Below are 16316 nucleotides of genomic sequence, written 5' to 3'. Positions count from 1 at the left end.
TCACTCCGCCGCCTCCGCATAGGCGCCCGGCTCGTAGTTCAGGATCGGCGCCAGCCAACGCTCGACCTCGCGGATATCCATGCCCTTGCGGACCGAATAATCCTCGACCTGGTCGCGCTCGACCTTGGCCACGCCGAAATAATAGGCGTCCGGATGCGAGAGATAGAGACCGGAGACCGAGGAGCCCGGCCACATCGCATAGCTTTCGGTCAGCTTGACGCCGACGCGGCGCTCGGCCTGAAGCAGGTCGAACAAAGTCGCCTTCTCGGTGTGATCGGGCTGGGCCGGATAGCCTGGCGCGGGGCGGATGCCCTGGTAGTCCTCGCGGATCAGCTCCTCGTTCGAATAGTCCTCGTCCGGCGCATAGGCCCAGAACTCGGTGCGCACGCGCTGGTGCATGCGCTCGGCGAAGGCCTCGGCGATGCGGTCGGCCAGCGCCTTGACCATGATCGAGCGGTAGTCGTCATTGTCGCGCGCGAAGCGTTCGGAGATGCGCTCTTCCTCGGCGCCCGAGGTCACGACGAAGGCGCCGATATAGTCGGCCGAGCCGCCTTCAGGCGCGACGAAGTCGGAGATGCACATGTTCGGCTTGCCGTCGCGCTTCGAGAGCTGCTGGCGCAAGCCGTGGAAGGTCGCAAGCCTCTCCTGCCGGCTCTCGCCGGTGTAGAGGCGGATATCGTCGCCGACGGCATTGGCCGGCCAGAAGCCGATCACCGCCTTGGGATTGAACCAGCGCTCCTCGACGACGCGCTTCAGCATCGCCTGCGCATCGTCCCAGAGCTGGCGCGCCGCCTCGCCCTGCTTCTCGTCCTCCAGGATCGCAGGGTACCGGCCCTTCAGCTCCCAGGTCTGGAAGAACGGCGTCCAGTCGATCAGCGGCACGAGCTCGGAAAGGTCGTAGCTGCGGAAGACGCGGGTGCCGAGGAAGGTCGGCTTCGGCGGCTGGTAGCCGGCCCAATCCGGCTTGAAGGCGTTGGCGCGCGCCTTCGCCAGCGGCAGGCGCTGCTTGTCGGCCTCGGAACGGCGATGGGCGGCCGCGACCTTCTCGTACTCGGCCTGCAGGCCTTCGATATAGGCCGGCTTCTGCTCCTGCGAGAGCAGGCTGGAGACGACGCCGACCGCGCGTGAGGCGTCGGTGACATAGACCGCCTGGCCCTGGTTGTAGGCCGGGTGGATCTTCACCGCGGTGTGGACACGGCTCGTCGTCGCCCCGCCGATCAGCAGCGGGATGTCGAAGCCCTCGCGCTCCATCTCGGAGGCGACGGTGACCATCTCGTCGAGCGAGGGGGTGATTAGGCCGGAGAGGCCGATGATGTCGACCTTCTCCTTGCGCGCCGTCTCCAGGATCTTCTGCGTCGGCACCATCACGCCCAGGTCGATCACCTCGTAATTGTTGCACTGGAGCACGACGCCGACGATGTTCTTGCCGATGTCATGGACATCGCCCTTCACCGTCGCCATCAGCACCTTGCCGGCGGCCTGGCGCTCAGCGCCGCCATTGAGGCGCTTCTCCTCCTCCATGTAGGGCATGAGATAGGCGACGGCCTGCTTCATCACGCGGGCCGACTTCACCACCTGCGGCAGGAACATCTTGCCGGCGCCGAACAGGTCGCCGACCACGTTCATCCCGGCCATCAGCGGCCCCTCGATGACATGAAGCGGCTTCTCGGCCTGCGTCCTCGCCTCTTCGGTATCGCGGTCGATGAACTCGGTGATGCCGTTGACCAGCGCGTACTTGAGGCGTTCGTGCACATCGGCCTCGCGCCAGGCGAGATCCTTGCCGGACGAGGCAGCCGAGCCGTCGCCCTTGAAGCGCGGCGCAGCATCGAGCAGGCGCTCGGTCGCGTCCTTACGGCGGTTGAGGACGACGTCCTCGCAGAGTTCGCGCAGCTCTGGGTCAAGGTCATCGTAAGAACCGAGCTGGCCGGCATTCACGATGCCCATGTCCATCCCGACCCGGATAGCATGGTACAGGAAGACCGAATGCATCGCCTCGCGGACTTTTTCGTTGCCGCGGAAGGAGAAGGACAGGTTCGACACCCCGCCGGAGATGTGCGCGTGCGGCAGCGTCTCCCGGATCGTGCGGGTCGCGTTGATGAAGTCGTTGCCGTAGTTGTCGTGTTCCTCGATGCCGGTCGCGACCGCGAAGATGTTCGGATCGAAGATGATGTCCTCGGGCGGGAAGCCGGCGACCTCGGTCAGCAGCTTGTAGGCGCGGGTGCAGATCTCGATCTTGCGCTCATAGGTGTCGGCCTGGCCCTTTTCGTCGAAGGCCATGACCACGACGGCCGCGCCATATTGCCGGCAGATGCGGGCGTGCTCCAGGAAGGCTTCCTCGCCCTCCTTCATCGAGATCGAGTTGACGATCGGCTTGCCCTGGATCGTCTTGAGACCGGCCTCGATGACGTGGAATTTCGAGGAATCGACCATGATCGGCACCCGGGAGATGTCGGGCTCCGAGGCGATCAGGTTGCAGAACTCGGTCATCGCCTTCTCGGAATCGAGCAGGCCCTCGTCCATGTTGATGTCGATCACCTGCGCGCCATTGGCGACCTGGTCGCGCGCCACGTCGAGCGCGGCGGCATAGTCGCCATTGGTGATCAGCTTGCGGAACTTGGCCGAGCCGGTGACGTTGGTGCGCTCGCCGACATTGACGAAGGGAATCGTCTCGTCGAGCGTGAACGGCTCCAGACCCGCGAGGCGCAGGTACGGCTTGGGCTCCGGTACGCTGCGCGGCGCCTTGCCGGCAACAGCCTCGGCGATGGCGCGGATATGGCCGGGCGTCGTGCCGCAGCAACCGCCGACCATGTTGACGAAGCCGGCATCGGCGAACTCGGCCAGCATCTTGGCGGTCGCCTCCGGCCGCTCGTCATAGAGGCCGAACTCGTTGGGCAGGCCGGCATTGGGATAGGCGCAGACCAAAGTGCCGGCGACGCGCGCCATGTCCTTGATATGGGCGCGCATTTCGCGGGCGCCCAGCGCGCAGTTGAGGCCGATCGTCAGGGGATCGGCATGGCGCACCGCGTTCCAGAACGCCTCGACCGTCTGGCCGGAGAGCGTGCGGCCGGAAAGGTCGGTGATCGTGCCGGAGATCATCACCGGCAGCTTCGAACCCTTCTCGCGGAAGACCTCCTGGATCGCGACGATCGCCGCCTTGGCGTTGAGCGTGTCGAAGATCGTCTCGATCAGCAGCAGCTCGGAGCCGCCATCGATCAGGCCGCGCACCTGCTCGGCGTAAGCATCGCGCACCTGGTCGAAGGTGACGGCGCGGAAGCCGGGATTGTTGACGTCGGGCGAGATCGAGAGCGTGCGGTTGGTCGGGCCGATCGCCCCGGCGACGAAACGGCGGCGGCCGTCCTCCCTGCGGGCGATCTCGGCCGCCTCGCGCGCGATGCGGGCGCAGGCGACGTTGAGCTCGTAGACGATCGCCTCCATGCCGTAGTCGGCCTGGGCAATCGAGGTGCCGGAGAAGGTGTTGGTCTCGACGATGTCGGCGCCGGCCCGGTAATAGGCCAGATGGATGTCGCGCAGCGCATCGGGCAGCGTCAGCGCGATCAGGTCGTTATTGCCCTTGAGATCGTGGTTCCAGCCCTTGAAGCGCTCGCCGCGGAAATCCGCTTCGGTCAGCTTCAGGTCCTGGATCTGCGTTCCCATCGCACCGTCGAGGATGAGGATGCGCTCGGAGGCGGCCTGGCGCAGGACGCGCTCGATCTCGGCGCCGTCGGCGGGGGTGGGCTTGTAGTCGGACATCGGCTTACTCCGCCGCCACCTGCTGCGCCTGCGCCTTCTCCGGCTTCAGGCCGACGAGATGGCAGATCGCATAGACCAGGTCGGCCTTGTTCATCGTGTAGAAATGCAGGTCGGAGACGCCGCGATCGATCAGGTCGAGCACCTGCTCGGCGCAGACGGCAGCAGCCACCAGCCGGCGCGTCGCCGGATCGTCCTCCAGCCCCTCGAAACGGTCGGCCAGCCATTGCGGCACGCTCGCCCCGGTCTTGCGGGCGAAGCCGGCGGTCTGCTTGAAGTTCTGGACCGGGACGATGCCCGGCAGGATCGGGATCTCGATGCCGCGCGAGCGGACCTTGTCGAGATAGCGGAAATAGACGTCGTTATCGAAGAAGAACTGGGTGATCGCCCGGGTCGCGCCGGCATCGACCTTCTTCTTCAGCGCATCGATGTCGGCGTCGAGCGAGGCCGCTTCCGGATGCTTCTCCGGATAGGCGGAGACGGTGACCTCGAACTCGCCGATCCTGCGGATGCCTTCGACCAGATCTGAGGTCTGGTGGTAGCCTTCCGGATGCGGCTCATAAGTGGTGCCGAGCCCGCCGGCCGGATCGCCACGCAGCGCCACGATATGGCGCACGCCCGCCGCCCAATAGGAGCGGATGACGTCGTCGACCTCGGCGCAGGAAGCAGAGACGCAGGTCAGATGCGCGGCGGGCTTCAGGGCCGTCTCGTCGATCATGCGCTTGACGGTGTTGTGGGTGCGCTCGCGGGTCGAGCCACCGGCGCCATAGGTCACCGAGACGAAGGCGGGGCCGAGCGGCTCGAGCCGGCGCACGCTCTCCCAGAGACTGACCGCCATCTCCTCGTTCTTCGGCGGGAAGAACTCGAAGGAGACGCGCGGGCGGCGCGAGCCGTGGCGGCTGGGACGGAACGCGTTCATCACGCAACCTCACGATCGAACTGGCGAAGCGGAAAATCGCCCTGAAGTCGGCGGTCGCGACCGCGCCAGAGCATGACGCCGAGCTGGCCACTCGCGCCGTCGGCAGCGGTGACTTCCTCGGCGAGATCGCAATCGAGACCGGCCTCGGCGAACCAGGCGACGACCTCGTCCCTCTCGAAGCCAAGCCGGCGATGGGCGTGCTCGGTCCGCAGGAATTCCATCTCGTGCGGCGCAAAATCGACCAGGATCAATCGCCCGCCGGGCGACAGCAGCGCCGCCGCCTCGCGCAAGGCGCGGGCCGGATCGTCGAGGAAGTGCAGCACCTGATGCACGATCACGAGGTCGAAGGAGCCGCGCGCGAAGGGCAACGCATAGATGTCGCCCTGCCGGAGCTCGACCCGCGACAGGCCGGCCTTTTCGAGATTGGCGCGCGCCACCGCCAGCATGGCGTGGCTGGCATCGACGCCGACCGCGCGGGTGGCCTTTGGCGCGAGTCGCTCCAGCATCCGCCCGGTGCCGGTGCCCAGATCAAGCAGCGCCTGAAATGGCGTTTCGCCGACCGCCGCCTCGACGGCGGCTTCCACGGCGGCGTCAGGCACGTGCAGCGAGCGCAGCTGGTCCCATTCCCTGGCGACATTGGCGAAGTAGGATTGCGCCGCCGCGGCCCGGCTCGCACGCACGGCGGTGAGACGCTCGCGATCGGCCGCCAGAACCGGGTCGGCAGGATCGAGATCGCGGGCGAGCGTCAGCGCCAGCGCGCCGCCCGGCGTCGCATCGTCGAGCCGGAAGAAGGCGAAGGCGCCCTCGCGTGAGCGGCGTAGCAGCCCGGCCTCCGCCATCAGCTTGAGATGCCGGGAGATGCGCGGCTGAGACTGGCCGAGAATGTCGGTGAGGTCGGAGACCGAGAGCTCGCCTTCGGCCAGCAGCGCCAGGATTCGCAGGCGCGTTTCCTCGCCCGCCGCACGCAGGCAGCCCAGCAAGGTCGGCAGCGAATGGTGGAAGCGACTGGTCACCTGCGAGCGCCTCGAAATTCTATGAAAGATATAAAGATATCTTTATGTCAGCTGAGAGCGTAACGCAAGCCTGTCGCTTGCCTTTCCACCGGTCGCCAAGCCCGTCAGCCGGTTGGGATCGTCTCCCTGCCGAGATAGGCAGCGAGTTCCTCTGGCATGCCTGTCGGAAAAGCGGCCTTGATGTGCTCGACGAATGCCGAAACCCGCGCACTCAGCAGTCGCCGCGACGGATAGAGTATCCACAAGGCGATCTCCGAGCCGGCGATATCGCCCCAATGGATCAGGTTGCCGGCCTGGAGATCGTGGCTGACCAGCGAGATCGGCAGGCAGGCGGCGCCGACGCCGGCCCGGACGGCGTCGCGGACCATGATCATCGAGGACAGGCTCAGGATCGGGTCGATCGCAACCGCTCTGTCCCCGGTCGAGGTCCCCATCCGCCAGGTCGTCGCCTGATCGATAGGACCTCGCACGACCGCAGGAACAGGCGCGCCGGCATCGCGAAGATGAAGGGCGGGAGTGGACACGACGACGAGTCGATCGCGCAGGAAGGCACGTCCGACAAGCGCTTCATCCGGCGCCGGATTGACGCGGATCACGAGATCGTAGCCTTCCTCGATCATGTCGACGGCGCGGTCCTCCGCCGTCACCTCCAGGCGCACCGCCGGAAAGCGGACTGCGAAATCGGCTGAGAGCTTTCCATAGCAGTCTGTGAAAACAGCAGGGGAACGCTGATCCGCAGGCGTCCTCGCGGCGTGTGCCCGCCGGACGCGATGGCTGCCGCCGCTTCTTCGAGCTCGATGAGTAGCGCAGCCGTTCGTTCATGGAGACCCCGGCCCTCCTGCGTGAGCTTCAGTTCCCGTTTGCCGCGTTCCAGCAGGCGCAGTCCAAGGGCCGCTTCCAACTCCGCGACACGGCGGGACAGCGTCGCCTTGGGCCGTCCGGCAGCACGGGCTGCGCGCCCGAACCCGCCGTGACGGGCGACCAGGTTGAAGTCAGCGAGAGCCAGCAGGTCCATTCGTTCCACTCATGGGACGGACTGTCTAAATTCCAGATCTATTGGCCAGACTATGGATCGATCATCGTCCTTGTGTCCACGCAAACCACAAGGAGATTTCCAATGACCATTCTCGTGATCGGCGCCAGCGGGCGCGTCGGCAGCCAGGTCGTCCAGCAGCTCGTGCAACGCGGCGCCGGGGTGCGCGTCCTGACCCGCGATCCCGCAAGGGCCCGCTTTCCGGCCGGCGTCGACGTCGCGCAGGGCGACATCCTCGACATCGATGCGCTGCGCAGTGCCTTCAGCGGCGTGCGGACGCTGTTCCTTCTGAATGCGGTCGCCGGCGATGAATTCACCCAGGCGATCACCGCGCTCAACATCGCTCGCGAGGCCGGCGTCGAGAGGATCGTCTACCTGTCGGTATTCGAAGCCGATCGCGCCGTGAACGTGCCGCACTTCGCGGTGAAACATGGTGCCGAGCGCATGCTCACGCAGCTGGGTTTCAGCGCGACGATCCTGCGGCCCGCCTACTTCATCGACAACGAGCTGATGATCAAGGACGTCATCCTGCAGCATGGCGTCTACCCGATGCCGATCGGCAGCAAGGGCGTGGCGATGGTGGACGCGCGGGACATTGCAGAGGTCGCTGCGATCGAACTCATCCGGCGCGACCGGGCCCCGGGCAAGCTGCCGCTCGAGATCATCAATGTGGTCGGCCCCGACACGCTGACCGGGCCGGCAATCGCTGCGATCTGGGCGGAGCTCCTCGGCCGCCCCGTCATCTACGGCGGTGATGATCCCAGCGGCTTTGAACAGAATATGGCGAGCTTCATGCCGAACTGGATGGCCTACGAGATGCGCCTGATGGCCGAACGCTATGTCAGTGACGGCATGGTCCCGGATGCCGCCGACATCGCGCGCATGACCAGCATCCTCGGCCGGCCACTGCATTCCTATCGCGAGTTCGCGAGCCGGATCGTGGATGCCGAGGCGAAGCCGGCCTGACTGCGTCCACTCGGCGCGGCGCGGTCCGCAGACCGCTATCGTCCGTGAAGTACGGGGCCGCTGACATGCAGCGGCCCCGGCCCTTTGTGAAAAGCGCGAGCCTGTGCAGTGGCCAGCCAGATTCGCTGCTCGGATCGAAGAGCCTGGCTCCGCTGGAGGACAGCGGGCCGTTCACTGTTCCGCGGGAGACTCCATCACATGTCCGCCGGCGCGCTGCAGCCCCTTTTGCAACACCCGGAAGATCCTTGGATCGGCGGCTTGCGCCACGTTGAAGCGCATGAAGCTCCTGGCGGTCCCTGACAGGCTGAAGGCATTGCCCGGCGCGAGCACGATCCCCTCGGCGAGCGCATGCCGGGCGATCTGCGCCCCATCGAGCTCGCCCGGCAAGCGGCACCACAGGAACATCCCGCCGCGTGGCGTCAGCCAGGGCTCGATGCCGAGCGCTGCGAGCCGGCCGCGCGTCTCCGCCATGGCCCGCCCCAGACGCTGGCGCAACGCCTCGACATGCCGGCGATAGCTGCCGTCCTTCAGCAGATCGAGCACCAGTTCGGCCGCGAGCCGGCCGCCGCCGAAGGAGAGCGCGACCTTGAGATCGGTCAGCCCCTCGATCCAGTCCGGCTTTGCGGCGATGTAGCCGCAGCGCACCGAGGCCGACAGCGTCTTCGAGAAGCTGCCGATCTGGATCACCCGCTCCAGCCCGTCGAGCCCAGCAAGCCGCGGCGCGAATTCCGGTTCGAGATCGCTGAAAATGTCGTCCTCGACGATGGTCAGGCCGGACTGCTCGGCGAGCTTGAGCAGGCGATGCGCTGTCGCGGCCGAGAGTGTCGCGCCGGTCGGGTTATGCAGGGCTGAATTGGTGACATAGAGCCGCGGTCGATGCTCGGTCAGAGCCTGCGCGAAAAGCGCAAGGTCCGGTCCCGACGGCGTATAGGGCACGCTGACGATCTTCGCCCGGTGCGCGCGCAGCAGCGCGTTGAAGTTAAAGTAGCAGGGATCGTCGACCAGCACCGTATCACCGGGCTCGAGCATGAAGCGGCAGACCAGGTCGATCGCTTGCGTGCCCGACTCGGTCAGGACGATCTGCTCGGGCGCAGCCTCGACGCCGCGCTCGGCGAGCCGATGCGCGAGGAGGTGGCGCAGCGCCGGCAGGCCGAGCGGCGTGCCGTATTCGACCAGCGTCGCCGCATCGGCCCGGCCGAGCCTGCGTAGCGCCTTGCGGATCGCAGCCTCCGGCAGCCAGTCGGGCGGCAGCCAGCCGCAACCCGGCCTCAGACTGTCCGCGCCGGCATCGAGCGATTGCCGCGAAATCCAGAGCGGGTCGACGGCCCGGTCGAGCCTCGGCGCGACATCGGCGAGGCAGAGCGGCGGTAGGCGCCGGACATAGAAGCCCGAGCCGCGCCGCGCCTGGATCGCCCCCTCGGCGGCCAGCCGCTCATAGGCCTCGACCACGGTCGATTTCGAGACACCCATGCTCTCGGCAAGCCCGCGGATCGAAGGCAGCTTCGCTCCCGGCGCCAGCGTTCGCCCGGAGATTCGCTGCCGGATCGTGGCCATGACTCGCCCGACCAGGGTGTCAACGACGGCCTCTGCTTCGCCAGCATTCTTAACCTGTACTGCTTCCATCATCAGTACAGCTTGCCCGAACTGTACCGGACTGTCTCTGGAAATCCACAAGGCTTCGCCGCATGCAGGCCAGCCCCGGAGGTATCATGGACAAAACTACGAACGGCCTGCTCAACGGCTTCATCGGCGTCCTCATCTTCAGCGGCTCGCTTCCGGCGACCCGCATCGCCGTCGCCGATTTCGATCCGATCTTCCTCACCGTCGCGCGTGCCGCCATCGCCGGACTGCTCGGACTAGCCCTCCTGCTCGCGCTCCGGGAAAAGCGACCGGCCCGCGCCGACCTCGTGCCGCTCGCCGTGGTCGCGCTCTGCGTCGTCGTCGGCTTCCCGTTGCTGACCGCGCTGGCGCTGAAGCACGTCACCTCCGCCCATTCGATCGTCTTCATCGGCCTCTTGCCGCTCGCGACCGCGATTTTCGGCGTGCTGCGCGGCGGCGAGCGGCCTCAGCCCGCCTTCTGGCTCTTCGCCATCCTCGGCAGCCTCTGTGTCGTCGGCTTCGCCTGGGCGCAAGGCATAGCCGCCTCTCCCGTCGGCGACTTGCTGATGCTCGCCGCCGTCATCGTCTGCGGGCTGGGCTATGCCGAAGGCGCGCGGCTCTCGCGCCATCTCGGCGGCTGGCAGGTGATTTCCTGGGCGTTGGTGTTGTCGCTGCCGATCATGGCCGGCCTCTCGCTCGCGACGCTGCCGGCCTCGTTCAGCCAGACAGGCGGGCCCGCCTGGCTCGGCCTCGCCTATGTCTCGCTGTTCAGCATGCTGATCGGCTTCGTCTTCTGGTATCGCGGTCTCGCCCAGGGCGGCATCGCGGCGGTCGGGCAGCTGCAATTGCTGCAGCCGTTCTTCGGCCTGGCGCTGGCGGGGCTGTTGCTAGGAGAAACTGTCGGTTGGCAGATGATCGCGACCTCGGCCGCCGTCGTGCTCTGCGTCGCCGGCGCGCGGCGCTACGCGCGCTAGATGCCAAGGCCGACGAAGTCGAAATCGAGGGCGGCAGCGCGCGCTGTCGCGAACGCGCGGTCACTTCGCCGGCCGGGGCCGGTTGTCAATGGGACGGCGAGCCTGCCGGCTTGGGGCGCAGTCATCACAACCGCAGGCCTGAAGCCTTCGTCACGCCTACCAATCCTGCAACTGCGTCAGAGCAGCTTCAGGTCACCGGCTGCGGTTTTGCCGCGCTCGGTCTTAAGGTCGAAGGAGAGCTTCTGTCCCTCGGTCAGGGACATCAGGCCCGCTTCCTTGACGGCAGTGATGTGCACGAACACATCCTTGCCGCCGTCGGCAGGTTGAATGAAGCCGTAGCCCTTCTCGGTATTGAACCATTTGACGGTTCCGGTCGCCATCGCCGCATCCCTTGGAGCATCCGTGGTCGCAACGGAGTCCCTCGGCAACGATGTCGAAAAGGCCCCGCGCAGCTGAGGATTGACCGAAAACGCAAGCTTGTCGAGATGAAAGCGACGGCAGTTGCCGTAACGTCCGCTCAGCGCCCGGTCAGCTCGAACTCGGTCCTTACCGTAGCGAGCGAAGAGCCCCCGAGATAAACCTCCACGATACCCGGATCGAGCTGGTAGCGGCCGGCGTCGTCATGGCCACCAAGTGCCTTGGCTTCCAGTCTAAACCGCACAGTCCTGGTCTCGCCCGCCTTGAGCGCGATCTTGTCGAAGCCCTTGAGCAGGCGCAGCGGCCGCGAGCGTTCCGCGACCGGCTGGCGGATATAAAGCTGTACCACCTCCTGGCCGTCGCGCTCCCCCTGATTGGTCACGTCGACGGCGACCTCGGTCGCGCCGTTGAACGGCACCTTGGCGTTCGTCACCCGCGGATTGGCATAGGCGAAGCGGCTATAAGACAGGCCGAAGCCGAACGGGTAGAGCGCCTCGTTGGCCTCGTCCATGTAGATGGATTCATAGCGCTGGCGGATCTTCTGCGGCCGGCCCGTCGGCAGCTGGTCGTAATAGACCGGGATCTGCCCGACCGAGCGCGGGAAGCTCATCGGCGTGCGCCCCGCCGGATTGACCTTGCCGGCCAGCACCTCGGCGATCGCGGCGCGCCCCTCGGTGCCGCCATGGAAGGTCTGCACGATCGCGGCGACGTGGCTGTCCGCCCAGGTCAGAACCAGCGGCCGGCCCGTCGCCAGCACCAGCACCACAGGCTTGCCGGTCGCGACCAGCGCCTCGAGCAATTCCTGCTGCACACCGGGCAGCCCGAGATTGGTGCGCGAGGCGCCCTCGCCCATAAACTCACAATCCTCGCCGAGCATGGTGACGACGAGGTCGGCCGTGGCCGCCGCCTTCAGCGCCGCGTCCTTGTCCTTGAACTCGGTGCCGCAATTCTTGCTGAAGGCCGGCTCGTAGGTGACGGTGACGTCCGACGGCAGCTGCTCGCGCAGCGCCTCCGGCAGCGGCTGCACGACGCGGCGCCCGAGACCGGCCGGATCGGTCCAGACCCGCTCATCCTCCGGCACCGCCATGGCGCCGATCACCGCGACCGACTTCACGGTCGGCGCAATCGGCAGCGTCTGCTTGTCGTTTCTGAGCAGGATCACGCCCTCACGCGCCGCCTGGCGGGCAACTTTGCGGGCTTCCTCGGTCTGCATCAGCGAAGGCGCGGCGGCGACGTCGACATCCGCGCGCTCGAACAGGCCGAGATGATATTTGACCCGCAGCACGCGCCGGACCGCTTCGTCGAGCGCCTTCACCGGCACGCGGCCGGCCTTCAACTCATTGGCAAGGTGCTTGTGGTAGACATCGCCCATCATGTCCATGTCGATGCCGGCGAGAAGCGCCTTGCGCGCCGCCTCGGCGTCGTCCTTGGCGATGCCGTGCAGCCGCAATTCGGTGATCGAGCCGAAATCCGAGGTGACGAACCCCCGGAAACCCCATCTTCCGCGCAGCAGGTCGGTCAGCATGCCGCGATGGGCCGTGGCCGGCATGCCGTTCAGCGCATTGAACGCCGCCATTGCCGTCATCGCACCGGTGTCGAAGGCGGCCTTGAACGGCGGCAGGAACAGGTCGTGCAGCTGGCTCGTCGGGATCCAGGTCGAGTTGTAGTCGCGCCCGCCCTCGGCCGCGCCATAGCCGACGAAGTGCTTGACGCTCGCCGCGACGCCGCCGCGCTGATAGCCGCGCGTCCGCGCCGCCGCGATGACGCTGGCGAGATAAGCGTCCTCGCCCGCGCCCTCCAGCACCCGGCCCCAGCGCGGATCGCGCGAGATGTCGACCATCGGCGCGAAGGTCCAGTTGACGCCGGCGGCACGCGCCTCGCGCCCGGTCCAATAGGCCGCCTGCTCGATCAGCTGCGGATTCCAGCTCGACGCCTGGCCGAGTGGCAGCGGAAAATAGGTCGAGAAGCCGTGGACGGCGTCGAGTCCGATGATCAGCGGGATCTTGAGGCGCGATTGGCGCACCGCCTCCTGCACCTGCCGAACCTCCGCCGGCACGACGAAGTTCATCACCGCACCCATGCGGCCGGCCTTGATCTGATTGATGTCGAAGCCCTCGCCACGTCCGGAGAGGTGGAGCTGGCCGACCTTCTCCTCCAGCGTCATCCTGCCGATCAGCGTCGTGATCTTGCGCTCGATCTGCGCAGCCTCGCGCCCGCTCTTCCAGCCGACGCCCTCCTGCTGGGCGGAGGCGACGGTCGCAAGGCCGCAGAACAGGAATGCAGCGACGAGCCGCAGAAGCATGGAAAGGTCTCGCTGAAGCGTGAGGTGGGAAGGCCGCCCTACAGGATCGGGCCGCCCGGCTCAACCGCTGGCATCGCCGCATCGCGATGAACAGGGCCTGAAGCGACAGGGGCGCCGGCTCCGCGGTTGCCTCTCGCTTCGTTCCATGCGACCGAGCGAACGGAGAAAACGCGGGATTTGGCGACCATGGCCCAGCTTCTGACCATCGAGGATTTGCGTCTGCTGGCGAAACGCCGCGTCCCGCGCATGTTCTACGACTATGCCGATTCCGGCGCCTGGACCGAGAGCACCTACCGCGCCAACGAGGCCGACTTCGCCAATATCAAGCTGCGCCAGCGCGTCGCGGTCGACATGACCAACCGCACGCTGGCCTCGACCATGATCGGCGAGCAGGTCTCGATGCCGGTCGCCCTCGCCCCGACCGGCATCGCCGGCATGCAGCACGCCGATGGCGAGATTCTCGCCGCCCGCGCCGCCGCCCGCGCCGGCGTGCCCTTCACGCTCTCGACCATGAGCGTCTGCTCGATCGAGGACGTCGCTGAGAACACCGACAAGCCGTTCTGGTTCCAGCTCTATGTGATGCGCGACCGCGCCTTCATCGAGCGCCTGATCGACCGCGCCAAGGCGGCCGGCTGCTCGGCGCTGATGTTGACGCTCGACCTGCAGATCCTCGGCCAGCGCCACAAGGACATCCGCAACGGCCTGTCGGCTCCGCCCAAGCCGACGCTCGCCAATCTGATCAACCTCGCCTTGAAGCCGCGCTGGTGCATGGGCATGCTCGGCACCAAAAGGCGTAGCTTCGGCAACATCGTCGGCCACGCCACCGGCGTCGGCGACATGACCTCGCTCTCGGCCTGGACCGCCGAACAATTCGACCCGACGCTGAGCTGGGACGACGTCAAATGGATCAAGGACCGCTGGGGCGGCAAGCTGATCCTGAAGGGCATCCTCGACGCCGAAGACGCCGAGCTCGCCGCGCAGAGCGGCGCCGATGCGCTGATCGTCTCCAACCATGGCGGCCGCCAGCTCGACGGCGCGGTCTCCTCGATCGCGGCCCTGCCGGGAATCGTCGAGCAGGTCGGCGGGCGCATGGAGGTCTGGATGGATGGCGGCGTCCGCTCCGGCCAGGATGTGCTGAAGGCGGTGGCGCTCGGCGCCCGCGGCGTGCTGATCGGCCGCCCCTTCCTCTACGGGCTCGGCGCCATGGGCGAGGACGGCGTCAAGCTCGCCCTCGACATCATCCGCAAGGAGATGGACATCACCATGGCTCTGTGCGGCAAGCGCGACATCCAGGATGTCGACGCCAATATCCTGGTGAAGGGCAAGGCCTGAGGCCAGCGTCGCTCAGGACTCCTCCTCCAGAGCGAGAACGGCGAAGCTGGCGAGCCAGTGCTCGCCCATATAGTCGCCGGCGATATGCGGGATGCCCGCGGCGAGATGCTCGGCCGCGGCCGTCTTCGCCACCAGACGGCGGACATCGCCGTCCGGCAGTGCGCCAGCCAGCGCCCGCCAGCACCAGGCGCGGCTGAGGTTCAGCCCGTCGAGATGCGCGATCTTGCCGTCGCTGCGGTCGGTGACGGTCGCGGGCCGGAACAAGGTCGCCGGCTCACGGCGCTCCAGCCGCGGCAGGAAACGGTCGAACCAGGGCAGGAACGCCTCCGGCGCCAGCAGGCGGCGCATGCATTCGGCCTCGATTAGCGCAGAGGACTGGAAATCGTCGCCGCTCGGCTCGCCCCAGGCCGGGCAGTCGGCATCCTCGCCATACCAGCGCAGGGCCGTCTCGCGCAGCAGCGTCGCGAGCGCCTCATCCGCCGTCGCGGTGGCATAATCGGCTGCCATGCGCAGGCCGAAGGCGGTGTTGAAATGCGTCCCGACCCGCACCGGATAGGTGGCGAGCGGCAGGAAGTCGCGGAAGCGCTGCGCAAAGACCTCGGCCAGCGGCGCGATAATCTTCGACCAGCTTTTGTCGTCGAGCAGGCTGAGTTCCGCCGCCAGCTTCAGGAGCCAGCCCCAGCCATAGGGGCGCTTGAAGCCGCGGGCGGTCGGCGCGGCGAGATAGGCGCATTCGACCGCGACCTTCTCGGGCGTCAGCTGCGCATCGAACAACGCGCGGATATCGGTGGCCGCCGCGAAGCCGGGATAGCGCCGCAGCAGGCGCGTCAGCATCCAGTAGCTGTGGACGCAGGAATGCCAGTCATAGCTGCCATAGAAGATCGGATGCAGCTCGCGCGGGGTCCGCGCATCCTCCGGTCCGGCCAGCGTGTGGTCCGGCTTGTTCGGATATTCGCGCCCGACATGCCCGAGAGCGATGCGGGCGAAACGGAGCGCGAGCTCTTCCGTCAGATGGGCGGCGGTCATGATGGCTTCCTTGCTCTGGCATAGCTGATGATCATGTCGATCAGGCGCGGGGTGAGATAGATCGGCAATTGCGTCGCCGCGAAGAACAGCGCCATGCGCGGCGAGGCCGCGGCGCCGAGCGCCGACCAGACCAGCCCGACATTGCGGTTGCCGAGGATGAGGCCGACGGTCAATCGCTCGGCAAGCGCGCCGGGCACCAGGGCAGCTCCGGCACACTGCAGGCCAAGATTGCAGGCGAAGGCGAGCGCGAGGCAGAGCAGCGCGCCGTGCCAGTCCGCCTCGATCTGCCCGCGCACGCCGGCCATGGTCGCGATCACGAAGACAAGCAGCGCCGCGACCACGATCCTGTCGACGGCCTCGCCATGGCTATCCAGCTGGGCTCCCGCGCAACGCCGCAGCAGCAGGGCGACGCCCTCGGCGCCGCCGACCAGCAAGGCGAGACGCAAGGCGAGATCGAAGGCGCTGAGCCCGATCCCGCCGAACCAGCCGGCCAGAAGCGGCACGCGGAGCGGCGCAAGCGCCATGCAGAGAAGCGTCACCGCGAGCGGAACCGTGCCGTCGAGCCCGAGCATTCGCGCCACCGCCGCCGTGCCGCTCGATGGCGGGGCTGCGGTCGCCAGCACGAGGGCGAGCGCAAGCTCGGCGCCCAGGCCGAGACGATGAGCGAGCAGGCCGATCAGCACCGGACAGGCGACCATGACGGTGACGGGAAGCAGAACGGACAGCGCGGGCCGGCCGAGCACGGCGATGACGGCCTTTGTGTCGGTCCGTAGCAGCGTGCCGAGCACGATGACGAAGATCATCGCCGGCATTGACGGCCGGACCAGCTCGGCGAGCGCCGGAAAGGCCAGGCCGACGAGGGCGCCGAGCGCCAGGATCGTCGGTCCGCGCGGCACGAGGCGCGACAGGGAAGCTCGCATGCGCCTCTTCCGGCGGGTTCCAGTGCCCTCCTTTCACCAGCTCTCACAACATTGTGGAAATCGATTTT

11 protein-coding genes and 1 pseudogene are annotated in these 16316 nt (G+C 67.2%); 3 read left to right on the top strand and 9 right to left on the bottom strand.

What is annotated here, in order from left to right:
• The 4 genes and pseudogenes from metH to ACFPOB_RS10380 all read right to left on the bottom strand — a co-directional run bounded on the left by metH (position 1) and on the right by ACFPOB_RS10380 (position 6694).
• Entirely contained in the window at positions 1-3750 is a 3750-nt protein-coding gene (metH, locus tag ACFPOB_RS10395) for a methionine synthase (protein ID WP_377798093.1), read from the bottom strand.
• A gap of 4 nt (positions 3751-3754) precedes the next feature.
• The gene (gene metF, locus ACFPOB_RS10390) at positions 3755-4666 is read right to left on the bottom strand and encodes a methylenetetrahydrofolate reductase [NAD(P)H] (RefSeq protein WP_377798091.1); all 912 of its coding nucleotides are present in this window, start codon (positions 4664-4666) and stop codon (positions 3755-3757) included.
• A complete protein-coding gene (locus ACFPOB_RS10385) occupies positions 4666-5679 on the bottom strand; it encodes an ArsR/SmtB family transcription factor (protein WP_377798089.1) in 1014 nt (337 codons plus the stop codon). The genes metF and ACFPOB_RS10385 overlap by 1 nt, the downstream gene beginning before the upstream one ends.
• A gap of 104 nt (positions 5680-5783) precedes the next feature.
• Positions 5784-6694: pseudogene (locus ACFPOB_RS10380) on the bottom strand (LysR family transcriptional regulator).
• Positions 6695-6796: 102 nt separating this feature from the next.
• Here ACFPOB_RS10380 and ACFPOB_RS10375 point away from each other — a divergent pair.
• Complete coding sequence (locus ACFPOB_RS10375; protein ID WP_377798087.1) at positions 6797-7678, top strand: SDR family oxidoreductase; 882 nt, start codon at positions 6797-6799, stop codon at positions 7676-7678.
• A gap of 171 nt (positions 7679-7849) precedes the next feature.
• Here ACFPOB_RS10375 and ACFPOB_RS10370 read toward each other — a convergent pair whose 3' ends face one another.
• Positions 7850-9304: an aminotransferase-like domain-containing protein gene (locus ACFPOB_RS10370; RefSeq protein ID WP_377798085.1), complete on the bottom strand. Its 1455-nt coding sequence runs from the start codon at positions 9302-9304 to the stop codon at positions 7850-7852.
• 83 nt (positions 9305-9387) lie between these two features.
• Between ACFPOB_RS10370 and ACFPOB_RS10365 the strand changes: the two genes are divergently transcribed.
• The gene (locus ACFPOB_RS10365) at positions 9388-10251 is read left to right on the top strand and encodes a DMT family transporter (RefSeq protein WP_377798083.1); all 864 of its coding nucleotides are present in this window, start codon (positions 9388-9390) and stop codon (positions 10249-10251) included.
• Positions 10252-10427: 176 nt separating this feature from the next.
• On the opposite strand, the gene ACFPOB_RS10360 is transcribed toward ACFPOB_RS10365, so the two are convergent.
• The gene (locus ACFPOB_RS10360) at positions 10428-10631 is read right to left on the bottom strand and encodes a cold-shock protein (protein ID WP_057190882.1); all 204 of its coding nucleotides are present in this window, start codon (positions 10629-10631) and stop codon (positions 10428-10430) included.
• A 137-nt stretch (positions 10632-10768) separates the two neighbouring features.
• Positions 10769-12970 carry a glycoside hydrolase family 3 N-terminal domain-containing protein gene (locus ACFPOB_RS10355; RefSeq protein WP_377798081.1) on the bottom strand — a complete coding sequence of 734 codons (2202 nt, stop codon included), beginning with the start codon at positions 12968-12970 and terminating at the stop codon, positions 10769-10771.
• Positions 12971-13156: 186 nt separating this feature from the next.
• On the opposite strand from ACFPOB_RS10355, the gene ACFPOB_RS10350 reads away from it, so the two are divergent.
• Complete coding sequence (locus tag ACFPOB_RS10350; protein ID WP_377798079.1) at positions 13157-14302, top strand: alpha-hydroxy acid oxidase; 1146 nt, start codon at positions 13157-13159, stop codon at positions 14300-14302.
• 12 nt (positions 14303-14314) lie between these two features.
• On the opposite strand, the gene ACFPOB_RS10345 is transcribed toward ACFPOB_RS10350, so the two are convergent.
• A complete protein-coding gene (locus ACFPOB_RS10345) occupies positions 14315-15328 on the bottom strand; it encodes a DUF2891 domain-containing protein (protein WP_377798077.1) in 1014 nt (337 codons plus the stop codon).
• Positions 15325-16248 carry a hypothetical protein gene (locus tag ACFPOB_RS10340; protein ID WP_377798076.1) on the bottom strand — a complete coding sequence of 308 codons (924 nt, stop codon included), beginning with the start codon at positions 16246-16248 and terminating at the stop codon, positions 15325-15327. The genes ACFPOB_RS10345 and ACFPOB_RS10340 overlap by 4 nt, the downstream gene beginning before the upstream one ends.
• Between the last annotated feature and the right edge of the window lie 68 nt (positions 16249-16316).

The sequence above is a fragment of the Allobosea eneae genome, from assembly GCF_042657265.1.
Taxonomy (GTDB): domain Bacteria; phylum Pseudomonadota; class Alphaproteobacteria; order Rhizobiales; family Beijerinckiaceae; genus Allobosea; species Allobosea eneae.
The sequence above is the reverse complement of the archived record's forward strand: the minus strand, read 5'-3'. Positions and strand labels throughout refer to the sequence as shown.

Excerpts from the sequence above, each read along its gene's own strand:
- ACFPOB_RS10360 (WP_057190882.1), bottom strand. The coding sequence starts at position 10,631 with ATGGCGACCGGAACCGTCAAATGGTTCAATACCGAGAAGGGCTACGGC.
- metF (WP_377798091.1), bottom strand. The coding sequence starts at position 4,666 with ATGAACGCGTTCCGTCCCAGCCGCCACGGCTCGCGCCGCCCGCGCGTC.
- metH (WP_377798093.1), bottom strand. The coding sequence starts at position 3,750 with ATGTCCGACTACAAGCCCACCCCCGCCGACGGCGCCGAGATCGAGCGC.
- ACFPOB_RS10370 (WP_377798085.1), bottom strand. The coding sequence starts at position 9,304 with ATGATGGAAGCAGTACAGGTTAAGAATGCTGGCGAAGCAGAGGCCGTC.
- ACFPOB_RS10340 (WP_377798076.1), bottom strand. The coding sequence starts at position 16,248 with ATGCGAGCTTCCCTGTCGCGCCTCGTGCCGCGCGGACCGACGATCCTG.
- ACFPOB_RS10355 (WP_377798081.1), bottom strand. The coding sequence starts at position 12,970 with ATGCTTCTGCGGCTCGTCGCTGCATTCCTGTTCTGCGGCCTTGCGACC.
- ACFPOB_RS10350 (WP_377798079.1), top strand. The coding sequence starts at position 13,157 with ATGGCCCAGCTTCTGACCATCGAGGATTTGCGTCTGCTGGCGAAACGC.
- ACFPOB_RS10365 (WP_377798083.1), top strand. The coding sequence starts at position 9,388 with ATGGACAAAACTACGAACGGCCTGCTCAACGGCTTCATCGGCGTCCTC.
- ACFPOB_RS10345 (WP_377798077.1), bottom strand. The coding sequence starts at position 15,328 with ATGACCGCCGCCCATCTGACGGAAGAGCTCGCGCTCCGTTTCGCCCGC.
- ACFPOB_RS10375 (WP_377798087.1), top strand. The coding sequence starts at position 6,797 with ATGACCATTCTCGTGATCGGCGCCAGCGGGCGCGTCGGCAGCCAGGTC.